This window comes from Sphingomonas sp. 10B4 (assembly GCF_035019905.1).
Lineage (GTDB): Bacteria > Pseudomonadota > Alphaproteobacteria > Sphingomonadales > Sphingomonadaceae > Sphingomonas > Sphingomonas glacialis.
In genome coordinates this window covers 56,376-71,292 of sequence record NZ_JASJVC010000008.1, presented here as the reverse complement: position 1 = coordinate 71,292, position 14,917 = coordinate 56,376, and the positions used below count along the sequence as shown (strand labels likewise).

Genomic DNA, 14,917 nt, shown 5'->3' with positions numbered 1-14,917 from the left:
GCGACGATCACGCCGCGTTCGACGCCCGGGTCAGGTTGAGGAACACGTCCTCGAGATCGGCCTCGCGCGTCGATACGTCCACAATCCCGTAGCCATCGGCCTGCACCGCGGCGAGCACTTCGCCGGCATTCACCTTGTCCTTGGCGTAGGTAATCGCGAGCGTCCGCGTCCCCTTCAATTCGATCTTCTGGAAGCAGACCGCGCTCGGCGGCACCGCGACGTCACGGTCGACCGTCACCTCGACGAGCTTCTCGGTCGCCATGCCGACGAGCTCGCGCGTCGGCTTGTTGGCGATCACCTTGCCGTGGTTGATGATCGCGATCCGGTCGCAGAGCTGCTCGGCTTCCTCGAGATAATGCGTCGTCAGCACCACCGTCAAGCCCTGCTCGTTGAGCTGGCGGACATAGGCCCAGAGCTGCTGGCGCAGTTCGATGTCGACGCCTGCGGTCGGTTCGTCGAGCACCAGCACGGGCGGCGTGTGGACCATCGCTTTGGCGACCATCAGGCGGCGCTTCATCCCGCCCGACAGCGTGCGGGCATAGGCATTGGCCTTGTCCTCGAGATGCACCGCCTGCAGCAATTCCATCGAGCGACGCTTCGCCTTGGGAACGCCGTACAGCCCCGCCTGGATCTCGAGCGTCTCGATCGGCGTGAAGAACGGGTCAAACAGGATCTCCTGATTGACGATCCCAATCGACGCCTTGGCGTTGCGCGGATGCTGGTCGGTGTCGAAGCCCCAGATCGTGGCGGTGCCGCTGGTCTTGTTAACGAGGCCAGCCAGGATGTTGATCAGCGTCGACTTGCCCGCGCCATTGGGGCCGAGCAGCCCGAAGATCTGGCCACGCGGCACATCGAACGACACGTCGTCGAGCGCGCGCTTGCCGCCCTTGTAGGTCTTGCACAGGTTCGCGATGGAGATGGCGGCCTCGGTCATGATTCGGCTCTAGGCACGCGCGGCCCGCGCGCAAAGCGTAAAATCCCCCTCCCGCTTGCGGGAGGGGTTAGGGGAGGGACCGACCTGGAACCCCTACGCCACGTTCGCGGCAAGGCCCTCCCCCAGCCCCTCCCGCAAGCGGGAGGGGAGAAAGAAGCGCGCAGACCGAGCGGAGCAAGGGGAGAAGCCCGTTGCTCGCCCTCTGCCACCTTGCTACACGCGCCTCCATGATCGCACCGCCCGAAATCCTGCGCGTAACGCATGCCCGCAACATCTGTGACGGCGCGACCGACATTCCCGGCGGCGCAAGCCTCGGCCATCCGCGCGTCTTCCTCGAGATCGACGAGAGCGGCTATGTCGATTGCGGCTATTGCGACCGCCGCTTCGTGCTGATCGGCGGGCCCGCCGACGGCGTCGATCCGTCGACTTTGCACGATCACGGGGATGGCGCAGGACGCTAACCTGCCTATATTCGTCGGATGACCAGTCCGACAGACCCCCGCGCGTTCCTGTATCATGACGGCCAGCTCTCGCCCGACGAAGCGCAGGCGCTCACCGCCGCCGCGCTCGGGAAGGCCGACGATGGCGAGCTCTATCTGCAATATCGCAAGTCCGAGGCGTTCGGCTTTGACGACGGCCGGCTGAAGACCGCAAGCTACAACACCCACTCGGGCTTTGGCCTGCGCGCCGTGTCGGGCGAGATGACCGCCTTTGCGCACGCCAACGAACTCAGCGCCGCCGCGATCAAGCGTGCGAGCGAGACGATGGCGCTGATTGATCCATCGAGCGCGCCCAAGGCCGGCCCGCCGCGCGCAACCAACCGCCACCTCTATACGGCATCCGACCCGCTCGATCTCGTCCCCTTCGCCGACAAGGTGAACCTCTGCCAGACGATCGACGCCGCCGCTCGTGCGCGCGACCCGCGCGTCGCACAGGTTTCGGTCTCGCTGTCGGGCAGCTGGAACGTCGTCGAGATCGTCCGCGCCGACGGTTTCATCGCCACCGACGTGCGCCCGCTCGTCCGGCTCAACGTCTCGATCGTGGTCGAACAGAACGGCCGGCGCGAGACGGGGACCTTCGGGCTCGGCGGCCGCTATCTCTATGACGAGCTGATGGCCCCCGAAACCTGGAACCGCGCGATCGACGAGGCGCTGGCGCAAGCCGTCGTCAATCTCGACTCGGTCGCCGCACCCGCCGGCGAGATGACCGTGCTGCTCGGACCGGGCTGGCCGGGCATTCTGCTCCACGAGGCTATCGGCCACGGGCTCGAGGGCGATTTCAACCGCAAGGGCACCAGCGCCTTCTCCGGCCGGATCGGCGAGCGCGTCGCGGCACCCGGCGTCACCGTCGTCGACGACGGCTCGATCGCCGACAAACGTGGCTCGCTGTCGATCGACGACGAGGGCACGCCCACGCAGGAAAACGTGCTGATCGAGGACGGCATCCTCAAAGGCTATATCCAGGACCGGCTCAACGCCCGGCTGATGGGCGTCGCGCCGACCGGCAACGGCCGCCGCGAATCGTTCGCGCACGCGCCGATGCCGCGGATGACCAACACCTTCATGCGCGGCGGCAAGGATGATCCCGCCGAGCTGCTCAGCCGCGTCAAGAACGGCATCTTCGCCAAGTCGTTCGGCGGCGGACAGGTCGATATCGTGTCCGGAAAATTCGTGTTTAGCTGCACTGAGGCATACAAGATCGAGAACGGCCGCATCGGCGCGCCGATCAAGGGCGCAACGCTGATCGGCGACGGTCCCTCGTGCCTCACCCGCGTCGAGGGCATCGGCAACGACTTCGCACTCGACGAGGGCGTCGGCATCTGCGGCAAAGGCGGGCAAAGCGTGCCAGCCGGCGTCGGGCAGCCGACCTTGCTGGTAGCAGGGCTGACGGTGGGCGGGACGGCGATGTAGGGGCGTCGCCCCGGCGCAGGCCGGGGCCGCTCCATTGGAGGGCGGATCGTTCGATATCGCAGCGGCCCCGGCCTCCGCCGGGGCGACGGAGAGCAGGATGACCGAAGCAACGATCTCCCCTTGGCCCGAACTCGACTGGACCGCCTGGCGCGAGACCGCAATTGGGTTGCAACTCCGTACGCAGATCATTGGCAAGGTCCGGCTCGCGTTGACGCCGTGGCTCAACCATAGCTGGCACGTCCCGCTCTACGTCTCGGCGCGCGGGCTGACGACTTCGGCGATTCCGCTCGGCGACCGGATCCTCGAGATCGAGTTCGACCTCCTCCACGATCGGCTCGTCTTCATGACCAGCGACGGGCGCAGCCGCGGGATCGGGATCGGGCCGGGCAGCATCGCGCATTTCCACCAGACCGTGACCACCTGCCTCACCGAGCTCGACGTTCCCGCGCAGTTCGACGGCGTGCCCAGCGAAATGGCCGACGTCCCGCCCTTCGCCGAGGATAGCGCCGAACGCCCGTACGATGCCGACGCCGTCCGCGCCTTCTGGCGTGCGCTGATCCAAGTCGGGCGCGTGTTCGGCGAGTTCCGCACCGGCTTCCTCGGCAAGGCCTCGCCCGTCCATTTCTTCTGGGGCAGCTTCGATCTCGCCGCGACGCGCTTCTCGGGCCGTGCCGCACCGCGCCATCCCGGGGGCTTTCCCGGCCTGCCCGATGCGGTGACGTGCGAAGCCTATAGCCATGAGGAGGCCAGCGTCGGCTTCTGGCCGGGCAGCGACGCCTATCCACATGCGGCGTTCTACGCCTATGCCTATCCCTCGCCCGCCGCCTATGCGCAGGCGCCTGTCGAACCCGCCGAAGCCAGCTGGAACGCCGATCTCGGCGAGTTCCTGCTCGATTACGATGTCGTGCGCAGCGCCGCCGACCCGAGTGCGACCTTGCTGGCATTCTGCCAATCGACCTACGCCGCCGCCGCCGATCTCGCCGACTGGGATCGCGATGCGCTCGAATGCGCGCTCGGCCGCCCACGGATTCCCCGCATCGTCTGAAAGGGCTATACGCGCGGCATGGAAATGTTCTCGGCCATTGACGCTGCGCACCGCGCCTTCATCGCAAAGCAGCCCGTCTTCTTTATCGCCACCGCCGCCGCGGGGGCGCGGGTCAACCTCAGCCCCAAGGGCATGGACAGCTTCCGCGTGCTCGGCCCCAATCGCGTCGCCTATCTCGACCTCGGCGGATCGGGCAACGAGACACAGGCGCATCTCGTCGCCGACGGCCGCATCACGATCATGTTCTGCGCGTTCGATAATCCCGCGCTGATCCTGCGGCTCTATGGAACGGGAAGCTTCACTGTCGCGGGCGAGCCGGGCTATGACGATCTGGCAGGTCAATTCCCCGCGCTCGCAGGCGCGCGGCAGGTGTTCGATATACGAGTCGACAGCGTCCAGACCAGCTGCGGCTGGGGCGTCCCGCGCATGACGCTCGATCGTCCACGCGACACGCTCGTCAAATTCCACGCACAGCAGGACCCCGACGCCCGCCTCGCCGTGATCGCCAAGCGCACCCACAGCATCGATGGCTTGCCGGTGCGCGTCCAGACGATCCTGCCCGCCTTCGATCCGCTCGAAGGGACCAACGGGCGATGAGTCTGGTCGAGGTCGGTCGGTTCGCGCGCAACGAAGCCTATATCGTCGTCGGACGGCTCGAGTCCGAAGGCATCATGGCGCTCGCGCTCGACGCCAATGCCAGCATTGCCGATGGCAGCCAGTTCTTCATTCCGGTCCGCGTGATGGTGGATGACGACGATGTCGACGCGGCGCGGGCTATCCTTGCCGAATCTGCCTGATTCTTAGGCAGCGGTTCGCAACTGCACAAAAATTTACGATGCGGTAAGCGCTCCTAGCGCGGCGGTACCGCGGCAGACGGTCGTTTCACGTCTGGCACGGCTTTTGCGAGATATCCCCCAGGACCAATAACCAGGGGGGTTCTTGCGTGAAGCTCGTCATTGCCATCATCAAACCTTTCAAGCTCGACGAGGTGCGCGAGGCGCTGACCGAAATCGGCGTTGCCGGAATGACCGTCACCGAGGTCAAGGGTTTCGGGCGCCAGAAAGGCCAGACCGAAATCTATCGCGGCGCCGAATACAGCACCAACATGGTCCCCAAGATCAAGATCGAGGTCGTCTGCGGCTCCGACCTCGCTGGCAAGGTCGTCGAGGCGATCCAGGCCTCGGCCAACACCGGCGCGATCGGCGACGGCAAGATCTTCGTGCTCGATGTCGGGCAGGCCGTCCGCATCCGCACCGGCGAAACCGACGAGACGGCCCTGTGAGCGCCGCGAACGACATGCACGCTGTGAGCGCCGCGAACCATAGTACCCGCGCAAGCGGTCTGAAGGGGGTAGCAATGAATCGATCGACCAAATTGGGTCTTGCTGGGCTCGCCGGCGCAGCGCTGCTGACCGCGCTCCCGGCTTGGGCGCAGGCGCCCGTAGCAGCTGCCGCCAAGCCGTTCGTGCCGACTGCGGCGATGGTCAACAAGGGCGACACCGCCTGGATGCTGACCTCGTCGGTCCTCGTGCTGATGATGTCGGTGCCCGGCCTCGCGCTGTTTTACGGCGGCCTCGTCCGCACCAAGAACATGCTGTCGGTGCTGATGCAGGTCTTCATGATCGTCTGCATCGCGGCTTTGGTGTGGGTCAGCTGGGGCTATTCGATGGCCTTCACCGGCGGCTCACAGTTCGTCGGCGGGTTCGGCAAGCTGTTCCTCAAGGGCGTCGACGCCAATTCGCTCGCGGCGACCTTCTCGAACGGCGTCTACATTCCCGAATATGCCTATGTCTGCTTCCAGATGACGTTTGCATGCATCACGCCCGCGCTGATCGTCGGGGCTTTTGCCGAGCGTGTTAAGTTCACGCCGTTGATGGTGTTCATGGTGGCGTGGATGACGATCGTCTATTTCCCGATCGCACACATGGTGTGGTATTGGGCGGGCCCAGATTTCCTCCCCAACGCGCCGACCGACTTCGGCTTCCTCTACGGCAAGGGCGCGCTCGACTTCGCTGGTGGCACCGTGGTGCACATCAATGCCGGGATCGCCGGGCTCGTCGGCTGCCTCGTGATCGGTAAGCGCGCGGGCTTCGGCAAGGAGCCGATGCCGCCGCACTCGCTGACCATGACGATGATCGGCGCCAGCCTGCTGTGGGTCGGCTGGTTCGGCTTCAACGCCGGCTCGAACCTCGAATCGAACGGCCTGACCGCGCTCGCCTTCATCAACACCTTCGTCGCCACGGCAGCAGCCGGCGTGTCGTGGGCGATCATCGACCAGGTCAAGCACGGCAAGCCGTCGCTGCTCGGCGCGGTGACCGGTGCGGTTGCCGGCCTCGTCGCGATCACCCCGGCTTCGGGCTTCGCCTCGCCGATGACCTCGATCATCCTCGGCCTGCTCGTGTCGCCGCTCTGCTTCTTCTTCGTCACCACGGTGAAGGCATGGGGCAAGTATGACGACTCGCTCGACGTGTTCGGCGTGCATTGCGTCGGTGGCATCTTCGGCGCGCTTGCGACCGGCATCGTCGCCGATCCCAAGCTCGGCGGACAGGGTTGGGTCGATTACACCGCCGCGGTCGCCAAGCCCGGCGTGTACGACATGGCGACACAGTTGTGGACGCAGGCCGAAGCGGTCGCGATCACCTTGGTCTGGTCGGGCGGCGTCTCGGCCGTGCTCTTCCTGATCCTCAAATACACCGTCGGCATCCGCCCTTCGCAAGAAGTCGAGCACGAAGGCCTCGACATCTCCGAACATGGCGAGCGCGCCTACAATTATTGACCAGATTGGGGGGCGGGCCCCGAACGATCCGCCCCCCTCACGATGTTCCTCCTGCGGACAACCTAAGGCCGGTGCGGCAACGCACCGGCCCTTTTTTATGTCTGCGGCGGCGCCGCGGGCATGCGGTGCGCGAGCGGCTCGCTCGCGGTGTCGCCGATGAAGCGCGCCCATACCCCGCCCGGGCGCCAGATCGCGTCGAGCGCCGGGCGCGCCTGCGCCTCGTCCCAACCGAGCCGTTCGCGCCGATAGCGATACAGGAAGGCCGAAACGCGCGCGTTGACGATGCAGTGGATATGCACCGGCCGATCGCCGATCTCCTCCATCACCGTCCAGAAGCGCTCGAAATCCGCGTCGGTCGGCGCATCGAACGCGACCGGGATGTGGCTGTAGCGCATGCCGAGCGCTGCGACCGTGGCCGCTTCGTCGGGCAAGGCGCGCGGATGCTCGTGCAAGGCGAGATTGATCACATCGCGCACGCCCAGTGCCGCGATGTCAGCGAACTGTTCGCCGCTCGGCTGGCCAGACGTCGTCAGCTGATCGTCGAGGCGATGCCAGTTTGGAATATCGACGGGATCGTGCATGCGGGCGCCTTTCAAACGAGGGTGCCCAGGCGAGCGGCGGCCGCATTCGCGCTCCCTGGTGGTGCGCCACCTGCTTCGCCAGTCACGCGAACGCGGCTATCCTAGTCGCGCGGGGCATTGTCCTCAAGCTGCTCGTCGGGCGTGCCGGCGTCCGTGCCGCGCGTCTTCTCCCGCAACCGCTGCGCGGCGAGGGCGGCGCCGAGCAGAAAGCCGCCCGGCACCAGCACCACTGCCGCCGCCAGCCCGATCCGAGTCCAATCCTTGCGGTCCATGCCGCCCGGTGTAGCCGATCAGGCGAGGTCCGCGGTGACAAAATCGGCACAGCGTTCCCCGATCATGATCGACGGCGCATTAGTGTTGCCCGAGACGAGCTTGGGCATGACCGAGGCATCGGCGACGTACAGCCCCTCGACCCCGCGCACGCGCAGTCGGGGGTCGCACACTGCGGCATCGTCCGATCCCATCCGTGCGGTGCCGACCGGGTGATAGACGGTGTCGGCGCGCGCGCGGATCAGGCGTTCGAGCGCGTCGTCGTCGCGCAGGTCGATCGGATAGCGGTCGCGGCCCTGGTGGTCGCTCAGCGGCGGCGCCTCGAGGATGCGGTACATCGCGCGTACCCCGCGCATCATCGTCGCCATGTCGCGCGGATCGCTGAAGAAGGCCGGGTCGATCAGCGGTGCGGCGCGCGCATCGCCCGAGGCGAGCCGCACCGTGCCGTGACTTTCGGGGCGGAGCACGCAGACGTGACACGAATAGCCATGCCCCGGCACTTGCGTGCGGCCGTGGTCCTCGAGCGCGGCGACGACGAAGTGGAGCTGGACGTCGGGCGCGGGGGCGTGCGGATCGGTGGTGAGGAAGGCGCCCGCCTCGGCGAACGGCGTCGTCATCATCCCCTCGCGCTTGCGCAGCCACTGAAACAGCGCGCCCGCCATATCGAGCTTGCCCTTGAGCGAATTGCCGACGAAGCTCTTGCCCGGCGTCTCGAAGGCCGCGACATAATCGATATGATCCTGCAGATTCGCGCCGACCGCTGCGCGATCGACCCGCACCGATATGCCCTGCTCGCGCAGATGCGCCCCCGGCCCGATCCCCGACAGCATCAGGATCTGCGGCGTCCCGAACACGCCGGCCGCGAGCACGACGGCCTTGCGCGCGCGGATCACCTTCGACTCGCCACCCTGCAGATAGGCGACGCCCCAGGCACGCCCTTCCTCGAACAGCACGCGCTCGACGGTCACGCCGGTGAGCACGTGCAACGCCGGATTGGTCGGCGCGTCGCCGAGATACGCGCGCGCCGAAGTCCAGCGCTCGCCGCCCTTCTGCGTCACTTGATAGAGCCCGATCCCCTCCTGCCGCGCGCCGTTGAAATCGTCGTTGCGCGGGATCTGCAGCGACGCGCCGGCCTCGACGAAATCGCGGCTGCCGGGATTGGCGTGGTGCTGCTCGCTCACCCACAGCGGGCCGTCGCCGCCATGATAGGCGTCGCCGCCACGGACATTATGCTCGCTGCGCTTGAACCACGGCAGCACGTCATCGTACGACCAGCCGGGGCAGCCGAGCGCCGCCCAATTGTCGTAATCCCATTTGTTGCCGCGGATATAGATCATCGCGTTGATCGCGCTCGACCCGCCGAGCCCCTTGCCGCGCGGCTGGTGCCCGCGCCGGCCGCCGAGCCCGGCTTGCGGGACGGTCTCGTAATTCCAGTTGGTCTTGTCGGTCTGGAACGCGAGGAACGCCGGAATGCGGGTGCGGAGCCCCGTGTTGCGGCCCCCCGCCTCGAGCAAGGCGACCGAGAATTTCCCGCCATCGCTCAAGCGCCCGGCCGCCGCCGCGCCGCCCGAACCGCCCCCGATGACCACGATATCGGCTTCTTCCACGCGCTCTCTCCTGCTCGCGGCGCTTTAGCGCGCCTTTGTATCGCTCGATCGCCACTGCGCCTTGATCGTCTCGGACGTGTCGCGGCTGCCGTCGTGGCTCCACCCGGGCGGCATCACCAGATAGCCGAGCTTGGCACGAAGCCCCGGCGCCCGCCAGACGTCTTGCGCGATCCCGATCCACTCGTGCGTCGCGGCCCATAACAGATTGAACGAGCCCAAATTCTTGACGATCCCATAGCGCGGTCGATCGTCGGCGCGCTCAGGCTCGAAGGTGCCGAACAGGCGATCCCAGACAATGAAGACCCCGGCATAATTGGTGTCGAGATAGCGCGGATTGGTCGCGTGATGGACGCGGTGGTGCGACGGCGTGTTCATCACCGCCTCGAACCAGCGCGGCATCCGGTCGATCATCTCGGTGTGGATCCAGAACTGATAGATCAGGTTGAGCCCCGCGACGAACACCAGCATCGCCGGCGGAAAGCCGATCAACAGCAGCGGCAGGCGGAAGATGAAGCCTAGCGAGACAAAGCCCGTCCAGGTCTGCCGCAGCGCGGTCGACAGGTTATAATGCTGGCTCGAATGGTGGATGACATGGCTCGCCCAGAACCAGCGGACGCGGTGGGCCGAGCGGTGGAAGACGTAATAGAACAGATCGTCGAGCACGAAGGCGAGCACGAACCAATACCAGGCATAGCCGATGTCGAAGAGCCGGAATTGCCACACCCAGAGCGACAGCGCGAAGACCAGTCCGAGCGAGAGCGCGCCGGCGACGGTGCTGCCGAGGCCGAGCGCAAGCGACACGAGCGTGTCCTTGGGCTCGTAACGCGTGCGATCCTTGATCCGTGCGACGATCATCTCGGCAAGGACGAGCGCGATGAAGCCGGGGACGGCGTAGTGGACGGGATCGGGCAGGTCCATACGCACTGTTTACACCAGTGTCAGTGGGATCCGTAAAGAGCCAATATCGCGCGGGCGGTCAGTGGTACGTCGTACCGCGCGTGACGCTGTCCTCGATCGCGCGGACATCGGCTTCGAGCACGCCGAACAGCAGCACCGCGCCGAACTGGCGTTCGCCCGTCTCGACGCGCACACCCTCGATCGCCTGAGTGAGCCGCAATGGCGCGATCAGCCGCCGGGCGGCGACCTTTGCACCGTGGCGTTTCAGCAGCGCAAGCGCCCCGTTTCCAGCGACCAGCGCGGCATTGCCGTCGGTACCGATCAGCGCCCCATGCGCGACGAAGCCGGCAAGCATCTGCTCGGCGGTCTCGCGTGCTTGCGCCTTGCTCGAAATGCGCGCCTCGCCGAGTCGCATCCAGCGCGCGACCAGCGCCAGGCCGAGCACGCCGGCGACGCTTAGTCCAAGTTGCGTCCAGTCCATCGCCTTGCTGTCACGCCGGCGTGGAAAGCGCGTCGAGCAGCGGGCGAAGTCCGGTGAGATCGTATCCGGCGGCGGCGGCTTTCGTCATCGCCGTATCGGGATGCATGCCGCCCTTGACGACCGCGAGCGCCCAGAGGTTGCACGAGCGCGTTCCCGAGCGGCAGTATGCCAGCACCGGCCCCTTGGCCTCGGCCAGCACCGCCGCCATCGCGTCGATCTGCGGGTGCGAGAAGCCGGCGTGCGTCACCGGGATCGCGGTGTAGGTCAGGCCAGCGGCCTCGGCAGCGGCGGCGATCTCGGCACCGCTCGGCTGGCCCATATCCTCGCCATCGGGGCGGTTGTTGACGATTGCGGTGAAGCCCGCGGCGGCAAGCTCGCCCATCGCGTCGGGCGAGATTTGCGGAGCGACCGCGATGGTCGGATCGATGGTGCGGAGAATGGTCATGGGCTTGCTTCTAGCTCGCACGGCAGCGCGGCGGAAGCAGCAGATTTGGTTCGCGCAGAGGCGCGGAGGCGCGGAGGGAAAACGGCGGGCGAACGCGCTGTTAAATCAAACGGCCCGCGCGCGACCGGGAAACCGTAGTCTTTTTCCCTGCGCCTCAGCGCCCCTGCGCGAACAAATTTTCACGCGAGGCCGCGAAGACACGAAGAAGGGGAGTGATGATTCCGCCGCCTATCGCTTCGCGCCTTCGCGTGAAACTCGAACGCTCAGAACCGTCGCAGGACCCCGAGAAACGCCTCGCCATAGGCCTCGAGCTTGCGCGCACCGACGCCGGTGATGTGCCCCATCGCCGAGAGCGACGAAGGCCGCGTCGTCGCCATCTCGCGCAGCACCGAATCGTGGAAGATGACGTAAGGCGGCACGCTCGCCTCGAGCGCGAGTTCGCGGCGCTTGGTGCGCAACGCCTCGAACAGCGGTTCGCCGGTCGGGTTGGGCACGCTGCCAGCGCTCCCGCGCCGCCGCCGCTCGCGCTTGGGCGGGACGATCAGCGCGACGTGTTCGCCCTCTTTCAAGATGCCGCGGGCGCCCGGGCCAAACTCCAACCCGCCGAAATCGTTAGCGCGCAGCGCGTCGCGCAGCAGCAGCGCCCGCCCGACCGGCTTGATCAGCGCGGCTTCCTCAGGGCTAGAGGCGATCCCGAATACGCCGAGCGTCTCGTGCCCGTTCATCAGGCTGCGCTCGCTCGACTGGCCCATCAGGACTTGCTCGATATAGCCCGCGCCAAAGCTCTGGCCCGTGCGAAAGACCGCGGAGAGGAATTTCCTCGCCACCTCCGTCGCATCGACCGCGGCGGGCGGGTTGAGACAATTGTCGCAATTGCCGCAATTCTCGGGACTGTCGTCGCCGAAATGCTTGAGCAGGATGCGCCGCCTGCATCCGGCGGTCTCGGCCAGCGCGCCGAGGGCGGCGAGCCGCTGGCGCTCGCCCGGCTGGCGCGCCGGCTCGACCTCGCCGATCCGCTGCCGCGCGCGCGCGAAATCCTCGGCGCCCCAGAATAGATGCGCCACCGCAGGATCGCCATCGCGCCCCGCGCGGCCAGTCTCCTGATAATAGCTCTCGATCGATTTGGGCAGCCCGGCGTGGGCGACGAAGCGCACGTCGGGCTTGTCGATCCCCATTCCGAACGCGACCGTCGCGCACATCACCATGTCCTCGCTCGCCACGAAATCGGCCTGGTTCTTCGCGCGGACATGCGGATCGAGCCCGGCATGATAAGCGCGCGTCGGTCGTCCGGTCTTGCTCAGCGCCTCGGCCATCTTTTCGGTGCCGGCGCGGCTCTGCAGATAGACGACGCCTGCGCCGGGGGTCTCGGCGATCAGGTCGGCGATCTGGCGGGTCGCATTGTCCTTCGGCGAGATGCGATACTGGATGTTCGGCCGGTCGAACCCGGCAACGATCATCCCGTCGTGCGGGATGCCGAGCTGCTCGAGGATATCCGCGCGCGTCACCGCGTCGGCGGTCGCGGTCAGCGCGAGCCGCGGCACGTCCGGAAACGCATCGAGCAGCGGTCGCAGCAGGCGATAATCGGGCCGGAAATCATGCCCCCATTCGGACACGCAATGCGCTTCGTCGATCGCGAACAGCGCCAGCGGCGCGCGCGCGAGCAACTCGCGGAATGCGCCGCCCGAGGCACGCTCGGGCGCGACATAGAGCAGGTCGAGCTCGCCGCGGCGGAAGCGCGCGATCGTCTCGGCTTGGTCGGTATCGACCGAGGTCAGCGTCGCTGCGCGGATCCCGATCGCGGTCGCGGCGCGCAGCTGGTCGTGCATCAGCGCGATCAGCGGCGAGACGACGACGCACGTCCCCTCGAGCACCACCGCGGGCAATTGATAGCACAGCGACTTGCCCGCGCCGGTCGGCATTACCGCAAGCGTCCGCGCGCCGGCGAGCACGCGCTCGACCACCGACCCCTGCACGCCGCGAAACGCCGGGAAGCCGAAGGTCGATTGGAGAACGGGGAGGGGATCGATCATTTACGCGAAACCAAGAATAAGAAGAAGAGCCTGATCGACACGCTGCATGTCGGTCTCGGACAAACGGCCGATCACTTGGCCAAACTGCTGGTGATCCACGGTCACCAAAATGTCGACCGCGACGTCTGAAATCGTTTCAAAGCCATTCTGCGCGTCGGGCACGACCCTCGGGCGAAGGTCGCGTGCCTCCCCCCTCGCGGTCTGGCATAATGCCACGAGACGATGCGGCGTATCGCCAAAAGCGTCGCCCTGCACGACCAAGACCGGGCGAGGCTTGCCGCCATAGCCGCTTCCCGTCGCAGCACTCCAGATTTCACCCCGCTTCACGATCGAGCTTTAACGCTCTGTTTCGCGGTCGAGGCGTTCGAGCACGACGTCGGTCATCGCGCCAGCGAACGCCATCGCTTCGCGGTCATCCTCGACATGCGCCCACAACCACTCTCGCGTCTTGCGGGCTTCCTCCTGAAACTCCGGCGTCGTCGTGTCCGGCAACCAGAAAGTCTTCGGCCGCAACCCCTGCGCGCGGAGTGCCGCGCGGCGCTTGGCGACGCGCTCGGCGCTGGTCATCGGTCGCTCCATGCCCATCGCTTAACTCCTTCCATCGAGCGTTACATGTAACGCCGCCCCCCGAGAATCACAAGATGTTTACCCCTTGTTCTTGCGTGCGGGCGCGTTCCCGGTGCAAGCGGACGCACATGGAAACAGTCCGCGACAACAAGGCCGAGCAGGAATTCGAGCTGACCGTCGGCCGCCACCGCGCGGTCGCGGCATATCAGATGGAAGGCGATACGATCGTCTTCACGCACACGCTCGTGCCCAAAGCGGTCGCCGGGCATGGGGCCGCGACCAAACTGGTCCGCGCCGCGCTCGACAGCGCGCGCGACCGCGGGTTGAAGGTCATCCCGCAATGCCCGTTCGTCGCCGCCTATATCGACAAGCATCCGGAATATCGCGATTTATTGTGACGCTGCCGTGGTTTGGCCCCATTCTGCGGCAAGATCGAGCTGAACTCGAACGGGGCAGCCGACCATGATGATCCACCTTCGCATGCTTATGGGCTGCTCGATCCTGGCGACCGATCTCGGCGCGGCGGCACCCGATCCCGTCTATACCGTGCGCGACGATGGCATTGTCTCCGCGAGCGTCGGCGGAGCGCAGGGCACGCTGCGCATCGACCCGGGTGCCCCCGCGCTCCCGATCCTGGCGAAACCCTATGCGCTTCGCGCCGGCCTCAAGTCGGGCATGTTCGGTCTCCATTACAAGGTTGGCCCGAGCGGGGTACACGGCGTGACCGCGGTGACGCACCTGATCGTCGACGGAATGGAGATCCGGCGGCGCGTCGGCTGGTTCGATACGCCCTATGCGACCGGCGCCGATGGCGTGATCGGGCCCGGTGGCCTGCCTGCACCGGTGGTGCGCTTCGAGCTCCATGCGCCGCGCCCTGGCGAGCGGACGCTCGACCTCCCGCTCGTCGACGGCGGCGCGCTGATCGGCAATTGGGGCGGGCTGTTCGGCGAGATCATCGTCGGCGGCGTGCCGATGAAGGTCCGCTTCGACCTGCACCACCGCCTGTCGCTCGCCAGCGCCGGCGCAGCACAGCGCATCGCTGCGGCACAGGGGGGTGCATTGACCGGGCCGGTCGACCAGGCCGAGATCGCCTTCGGTATCGCGCGGCCGGTCCGGCGTATGACGCTCACCACTCCGTTCGTGATCGGGCCGATGGCGCTGAACGCTCTGCACGTGCGCGTATCGGACTATGGCAATGCGGCGACCATCCGCGATGCCGACGTGACCCCCGATCCCGAAGAGATCATCGTGACCGGCAAGGCGAAGCGCGATCCGTCGCGCGACCGCCTGTCGATCGGCCGTGATGCGCTCGAGCAATGCTCGTCGATCACCTTCGACAAGCCCGCCAAGCGGATCCGGCTGAGCTGCCTCTGAC

At 66.7% G+C, this 14,917-nt stretch carries 19 protein-coding genes and 1 riboswitch; of the genes, 9 read left to right on the top strand and 10 right to left on the bottom strand.

From position 1 onward, the window contains the following. Window positions 1-7: 7 nt before the first annotated feature. On the bottom strand, window positions 8-934 hold the full coding sequence (locus QN347_RS04275) for an ABC transporter ATP-binding protein (protein ID WP_322161616.1): 927 nt from the start codon (window positions 932-934) through the stop codon (window positions 8-10). A gap of 227 nt (window positions 935-1,161) precedes the next feature. On the opposite strand from QN347_RS04275, the gene QN347_RS04270 reads away from it, so the two are divergent. The 7 genes from QN347_RS04270 (at window position 1,162) to QN347_RS04240 (ending at window position 6,664) form a co-directional block, all read left to right on the top strand. Beyond that, window positions 1,162-1,395: a zinc-finger domain-containing protein gene (locus tag QN347_RS04270; RefSeq protein ID WP_133191320.1), complete on the top strand. Its 234-nt coding sequence runs from the start codon at window positions 1,162-1,164 to the stop codon at window positions 1,393-1,395. 18 nt (window positions 1,396-1,413) lie between these two features. Next, window positions 1,414-2,844, top strand: coding sequence for a metalloprotease TldD (tldD, locus tag QN347_RS04265; RefSeq protein WP_322161615.1), 1,431 nt, complete (start codon window positions 1,414-1,416; stop codon window positions 2,842-2,844). A 97-nt stretch (window positions 2,845-2,941) separates the two neighbouring features. Continuing rightward, window positions 2,942-3,889 (top strand): DUF5996 family protein, encoded by a 948-nt coding sequence (locus tag QN347_RS04260; protein ID WP_322161614.1) that lies wholly within the window; start codon window positions 2,942-2,944, stop codon window positions 3,887-3,889. 18 nt (window positions 3,890-3,907) lie between these two features. Next, window positions 3,908-4,486: a pyridoxamine 5'-phosphate oxidase family protein gene (locus QN347_RS04255; RefSeq protein WP_322161612.1), complete on the top strand. Its 579-nt coding sequence runs from the start codon at window positions 3,908-3,910 to the stop codon at window positions 4,484-4,486. Next, complete coding sequence (locus QN347_RS04250) at window positions 4,483-4,686, top strand: putative signal transducing protein (RefSeq protein WP_322161611.1); 204 nt, start codon at window positions 4,483-4,485, stop codon at window positions 4,684-4,686. Before QN347_RS04255 ends, QN347_RS04250 begins: the two co-directional genes overlap by 4 nt. A gap of 146 nt (window positions 4,687-4,832) precedes the next feature. Continuing rightward, window positions 4,833-5,171, top strand: a complete 339-nt coding sequence (locus QN347_RS04245) for a P-II family nitrogen regulator (RefSeq protein ID WP_140850681.1) — start codon at window positions 4,833-4,835, stop codon at window positions 5,169-5,171. A 74-nt stretch (window positions 5,172-5,245) separates the two neighbouring features. After that, window positions 5,246-6,664 carry an ammonium transporter gene (locus QN347_RS04240; RefSeq protein ID WP_322161608.1) on the top strand — a complete coding sequence of 473 codons (1,419 nt, stop codon included), beginning with the start codon at window positions 5,246-5,248 and terminating at the stop codon, window positions 6,662-6,664. Between the two features lie 95 nt (window positions 6,665-6,759). On the opposite strand, the gene QN347_RS04235 is transcribed toward QN347_RS04240, so the two are convergent. The 9 genes from QN347_RS04235 to QN347_RS04195 form a co-directional block, all read right to left on the bottom strand. Further along, complete coding sequence (locus tag QN347_RS04235) at window positions 6,760-7,245, bottom strand: protein tyrosine phosphatase family protein (protein WP_322161605.1); 486 nt, start codon at window positions 7,243-7,245, stop codon at window positions 6,760-6,762. 16 nt (window positions 7,246-7,261) lie between these two features. Next, window positions 7,262-7,341, bottom strand: a riboswitch (ZMP/ZTP riboswitch). Between the two features lie 5 nt (window positions 7,342-7,346). Continuing rightward, window positions 7,347-7,517, bottom strand: a complete 171-nt coding sequence (locus QN347_RS04230) for a hypothetical protein (RefSeq protein WP_322161603.1) — start codon at window positions 7,515-7,517, stop codon at window positions 7,347-7,349. Window positions 7,518-7,535: 18 nt separating this feature from the next. Continuing rightward, window positions 7,536-9,122: a GMC family oxidoreductase gene (locus QN347_RS04225; protein WP_322161601.1), complete on the bottom strand. Its 1,587-nt coding sequence runs from the start codon at window positions 9,120-9,122 to the stop codon at window positions 7,536-7,538. Between the two features lie 24 nt (window positions 9,123-9,146). Then, complete coding sequence (locus QN347_RS04220) at window positions 9,147-10,040, bottom strand: sterol desaturase family protein (RefSeq protein ID WP_322161599.1); 894 nt, start codon at window positions 10,038-10,040, stop codon at window positions 9,147-9,149. A 58-nt stretch (window positions 10,041-10,098) separates the two neighbouring features. After that, complete coding sequence (locus QN347_RS04215; protein ID WP_322161596.1) at window positions 10,099-10,500, bottom strand: hypothetical protein; 402 nt, start codon at window positions 10,498-10,500, stop codon at window positions 10,099-10,101. A gap of 10 nt (window positions 10,501-10,510) precedes the next feature. Beyond that, window positions 10,511-10,945, bottom strand: coding sequence for a TIGR01244 family sulfur transferase (locus QN347_RS04210; RefSeq protein ID WP_322161594.1), 435 nt, complete (start codon window positions 10,943-10,945; stop codon window positions 10,511-10,513). A 263-nt stretch (window positions 10,946-11,208) separates the two neighbouring features. After that, entirely contained in the window at window positions 11,209-12,975 is a 1,767-nt protein-coding gene (gene recQ, locus QN347_RS04205; protein WP_322161592.1) for a DNA helicase RecQ, read from the bottom strand. Beyond that, window positions 12,976-13,302 (bottom strand): type II toxin-antitoxin system PemK/MazF family toxin, encoded by a 327-nt coding sequence (locus QN347_RS04200; protein WP_322161590.1) that lies wholly within the window; start codon window positions 13,300-13,302, stop codon window positions 12,976-12,978. A gap of 9 nt (window positions 13,303-13,311) precedes the next feature. Further along, complete coding sequence (locus tag QN347_RS04195) at window positions 13,312-13,542, bottom strand: antitoxin MazE-like protein (protein WP_322161588.1); 231 nt, start codon at window positions 13,540-13,542, stop codon at window positions 13,312-13,314. 128 nt (window positions 13,543-13,670) lie between these two features. On the opposite strand from QN347_RS04195, the gene QN347_RS04190 reads away from it, so the two are divergent. Next, on the top strand, window positions 13,671-13,940 hold the full coding sequence (locus tag QN347_RS04190; RefSeq protein WP_133191305.1) for a GNAT family N-acetyltransferase: 270 nt from the start codon (window positions 13,671-13,673) through the stop codon (window positions 13,938-13,940). A gap of 67 nt (window positions 13,941-14,007) precedes the next feature. After that, a complete protein-coding gene (locus tag QN347_RS04185) occupies window positions 14,008-14,916 on the top strand; it encodes a hypothetical protein (RefSeq protein WP_322161585.1) in 909 nt (302 codons plus the stop codon). The last annotated feature ends 1 nt before the right edge of the window (window position 14,917 follow it).

Bases quoted from the DNA above. Each gene is read 5' to 3' on its own strand.
- QN347_RS04275 (WP_322161616.1), bottom strand. From the start codon at position 934: ATGACCGAGGCCGCCATCTCCATCGCGAACCTGTGCAAGACCTACAAG.
- QN347_RS04270 (WP_133191320.1), top strand. From the start codon at position 1,162: ATGATCGCACCGCCCGAAATCCTGCGCGTAACGCATGCCCGCAACATC.
- tldD (WP_322161615.1), top strand. From the start codon at position 1,414: ATGACCAGTCCGACAGACCCCCGCGCGTTCCTGTATCATGACGGCCAG.
- QN347_RS04260 (WP_322161614.1), top strand. From the start codon at position 2,942: ATGACCGAAGCAACGATCTCCCCTTGGCCCGAACTCGACTGGACCGCC.
- QN347_RS04255 (WP_322161612.1), top strand. From the start codon at position 3,908: ATGGAAATGTTCTCGGCCATTGACGCTGCGCACCGCGCCTTCATCGCA.
- QN347_RS04250 (WP_322161611.1), top strand. From the start codon at position 4,483: ATGAGTCTGGTCGAGGTCGGTCGGTTCGCGCGCAACGAAGCCTATATC.
- QN347_RS04240 (WP_322161608.1), top strand. From the start codon at position 5,246: ATGAATCGATCGACCAAATTGGGTCTTGCTGGGCTCGCCGGCGCAGCG.
- QN347_RS04235 (WP_322161605.1), bottom strand. From the start codon at position 7,245: ATGCACGATCCCGTCGATATTCCAAACTGGCATCGCCTCGACGATCAG.
- QN347_RS04230 (WP_322161603.1), bottom strand. From the start codon at position 7,517: ATGGACCGCAAGGATTGGACTCGGATCGGGCTGGCGGCGGCAGTGGTG.
- QN347_RS04220 (WP_322161599.1), bottom strand. From the start codon at position 10,040: ATGGACCTGCCCGATCCCGTCCACTACGCCGTCCCCGGCTTCATCGCG.
- QN347_RS04215 (WP_322161596.1), bottom strand. From the start codon at position 10,500: ATGGACTGGACGCAACTTGGACTAAGCGTCGCCGGCGTGCTCGGCCTG.
- QN347_RS04210 (WP_322161594.1), bottom strand. From the start codon at position 10,945: ATGACCATTCTCCGCACCATCGATCCGACCATCGCGGTCGCTCCGCAA.
- recQ (WP_322161592.1), bottom strand. From the start codon at position 12,975: ATGATCGATCCCCTCCCCGTTCTCCAATCGACCTTCGGCTTCCCGGCG.
- QN347_RS04195 (WP_322161588.1), bottom strand. From the start codon at position 13,542: ATGACCAGCGCCGAGCGCGTCGCCAAGCGCCGCGCGGCACTCCGCGCG.
- QN347_RS04190 (WP_133191305.1), top strand. From the start codon at position 13,671: ATGGAAACAGTCCGCGACAACAAGGCCGAGCAGGAATTCGAGCTGACC.
- QN347_RS04185 (WP_322161585.1), top strand. From the start codon at position 14,008: ATGATCCACCTTCGCATGCTTATGGGCTGCTCGATCCTGGCGACCGAT.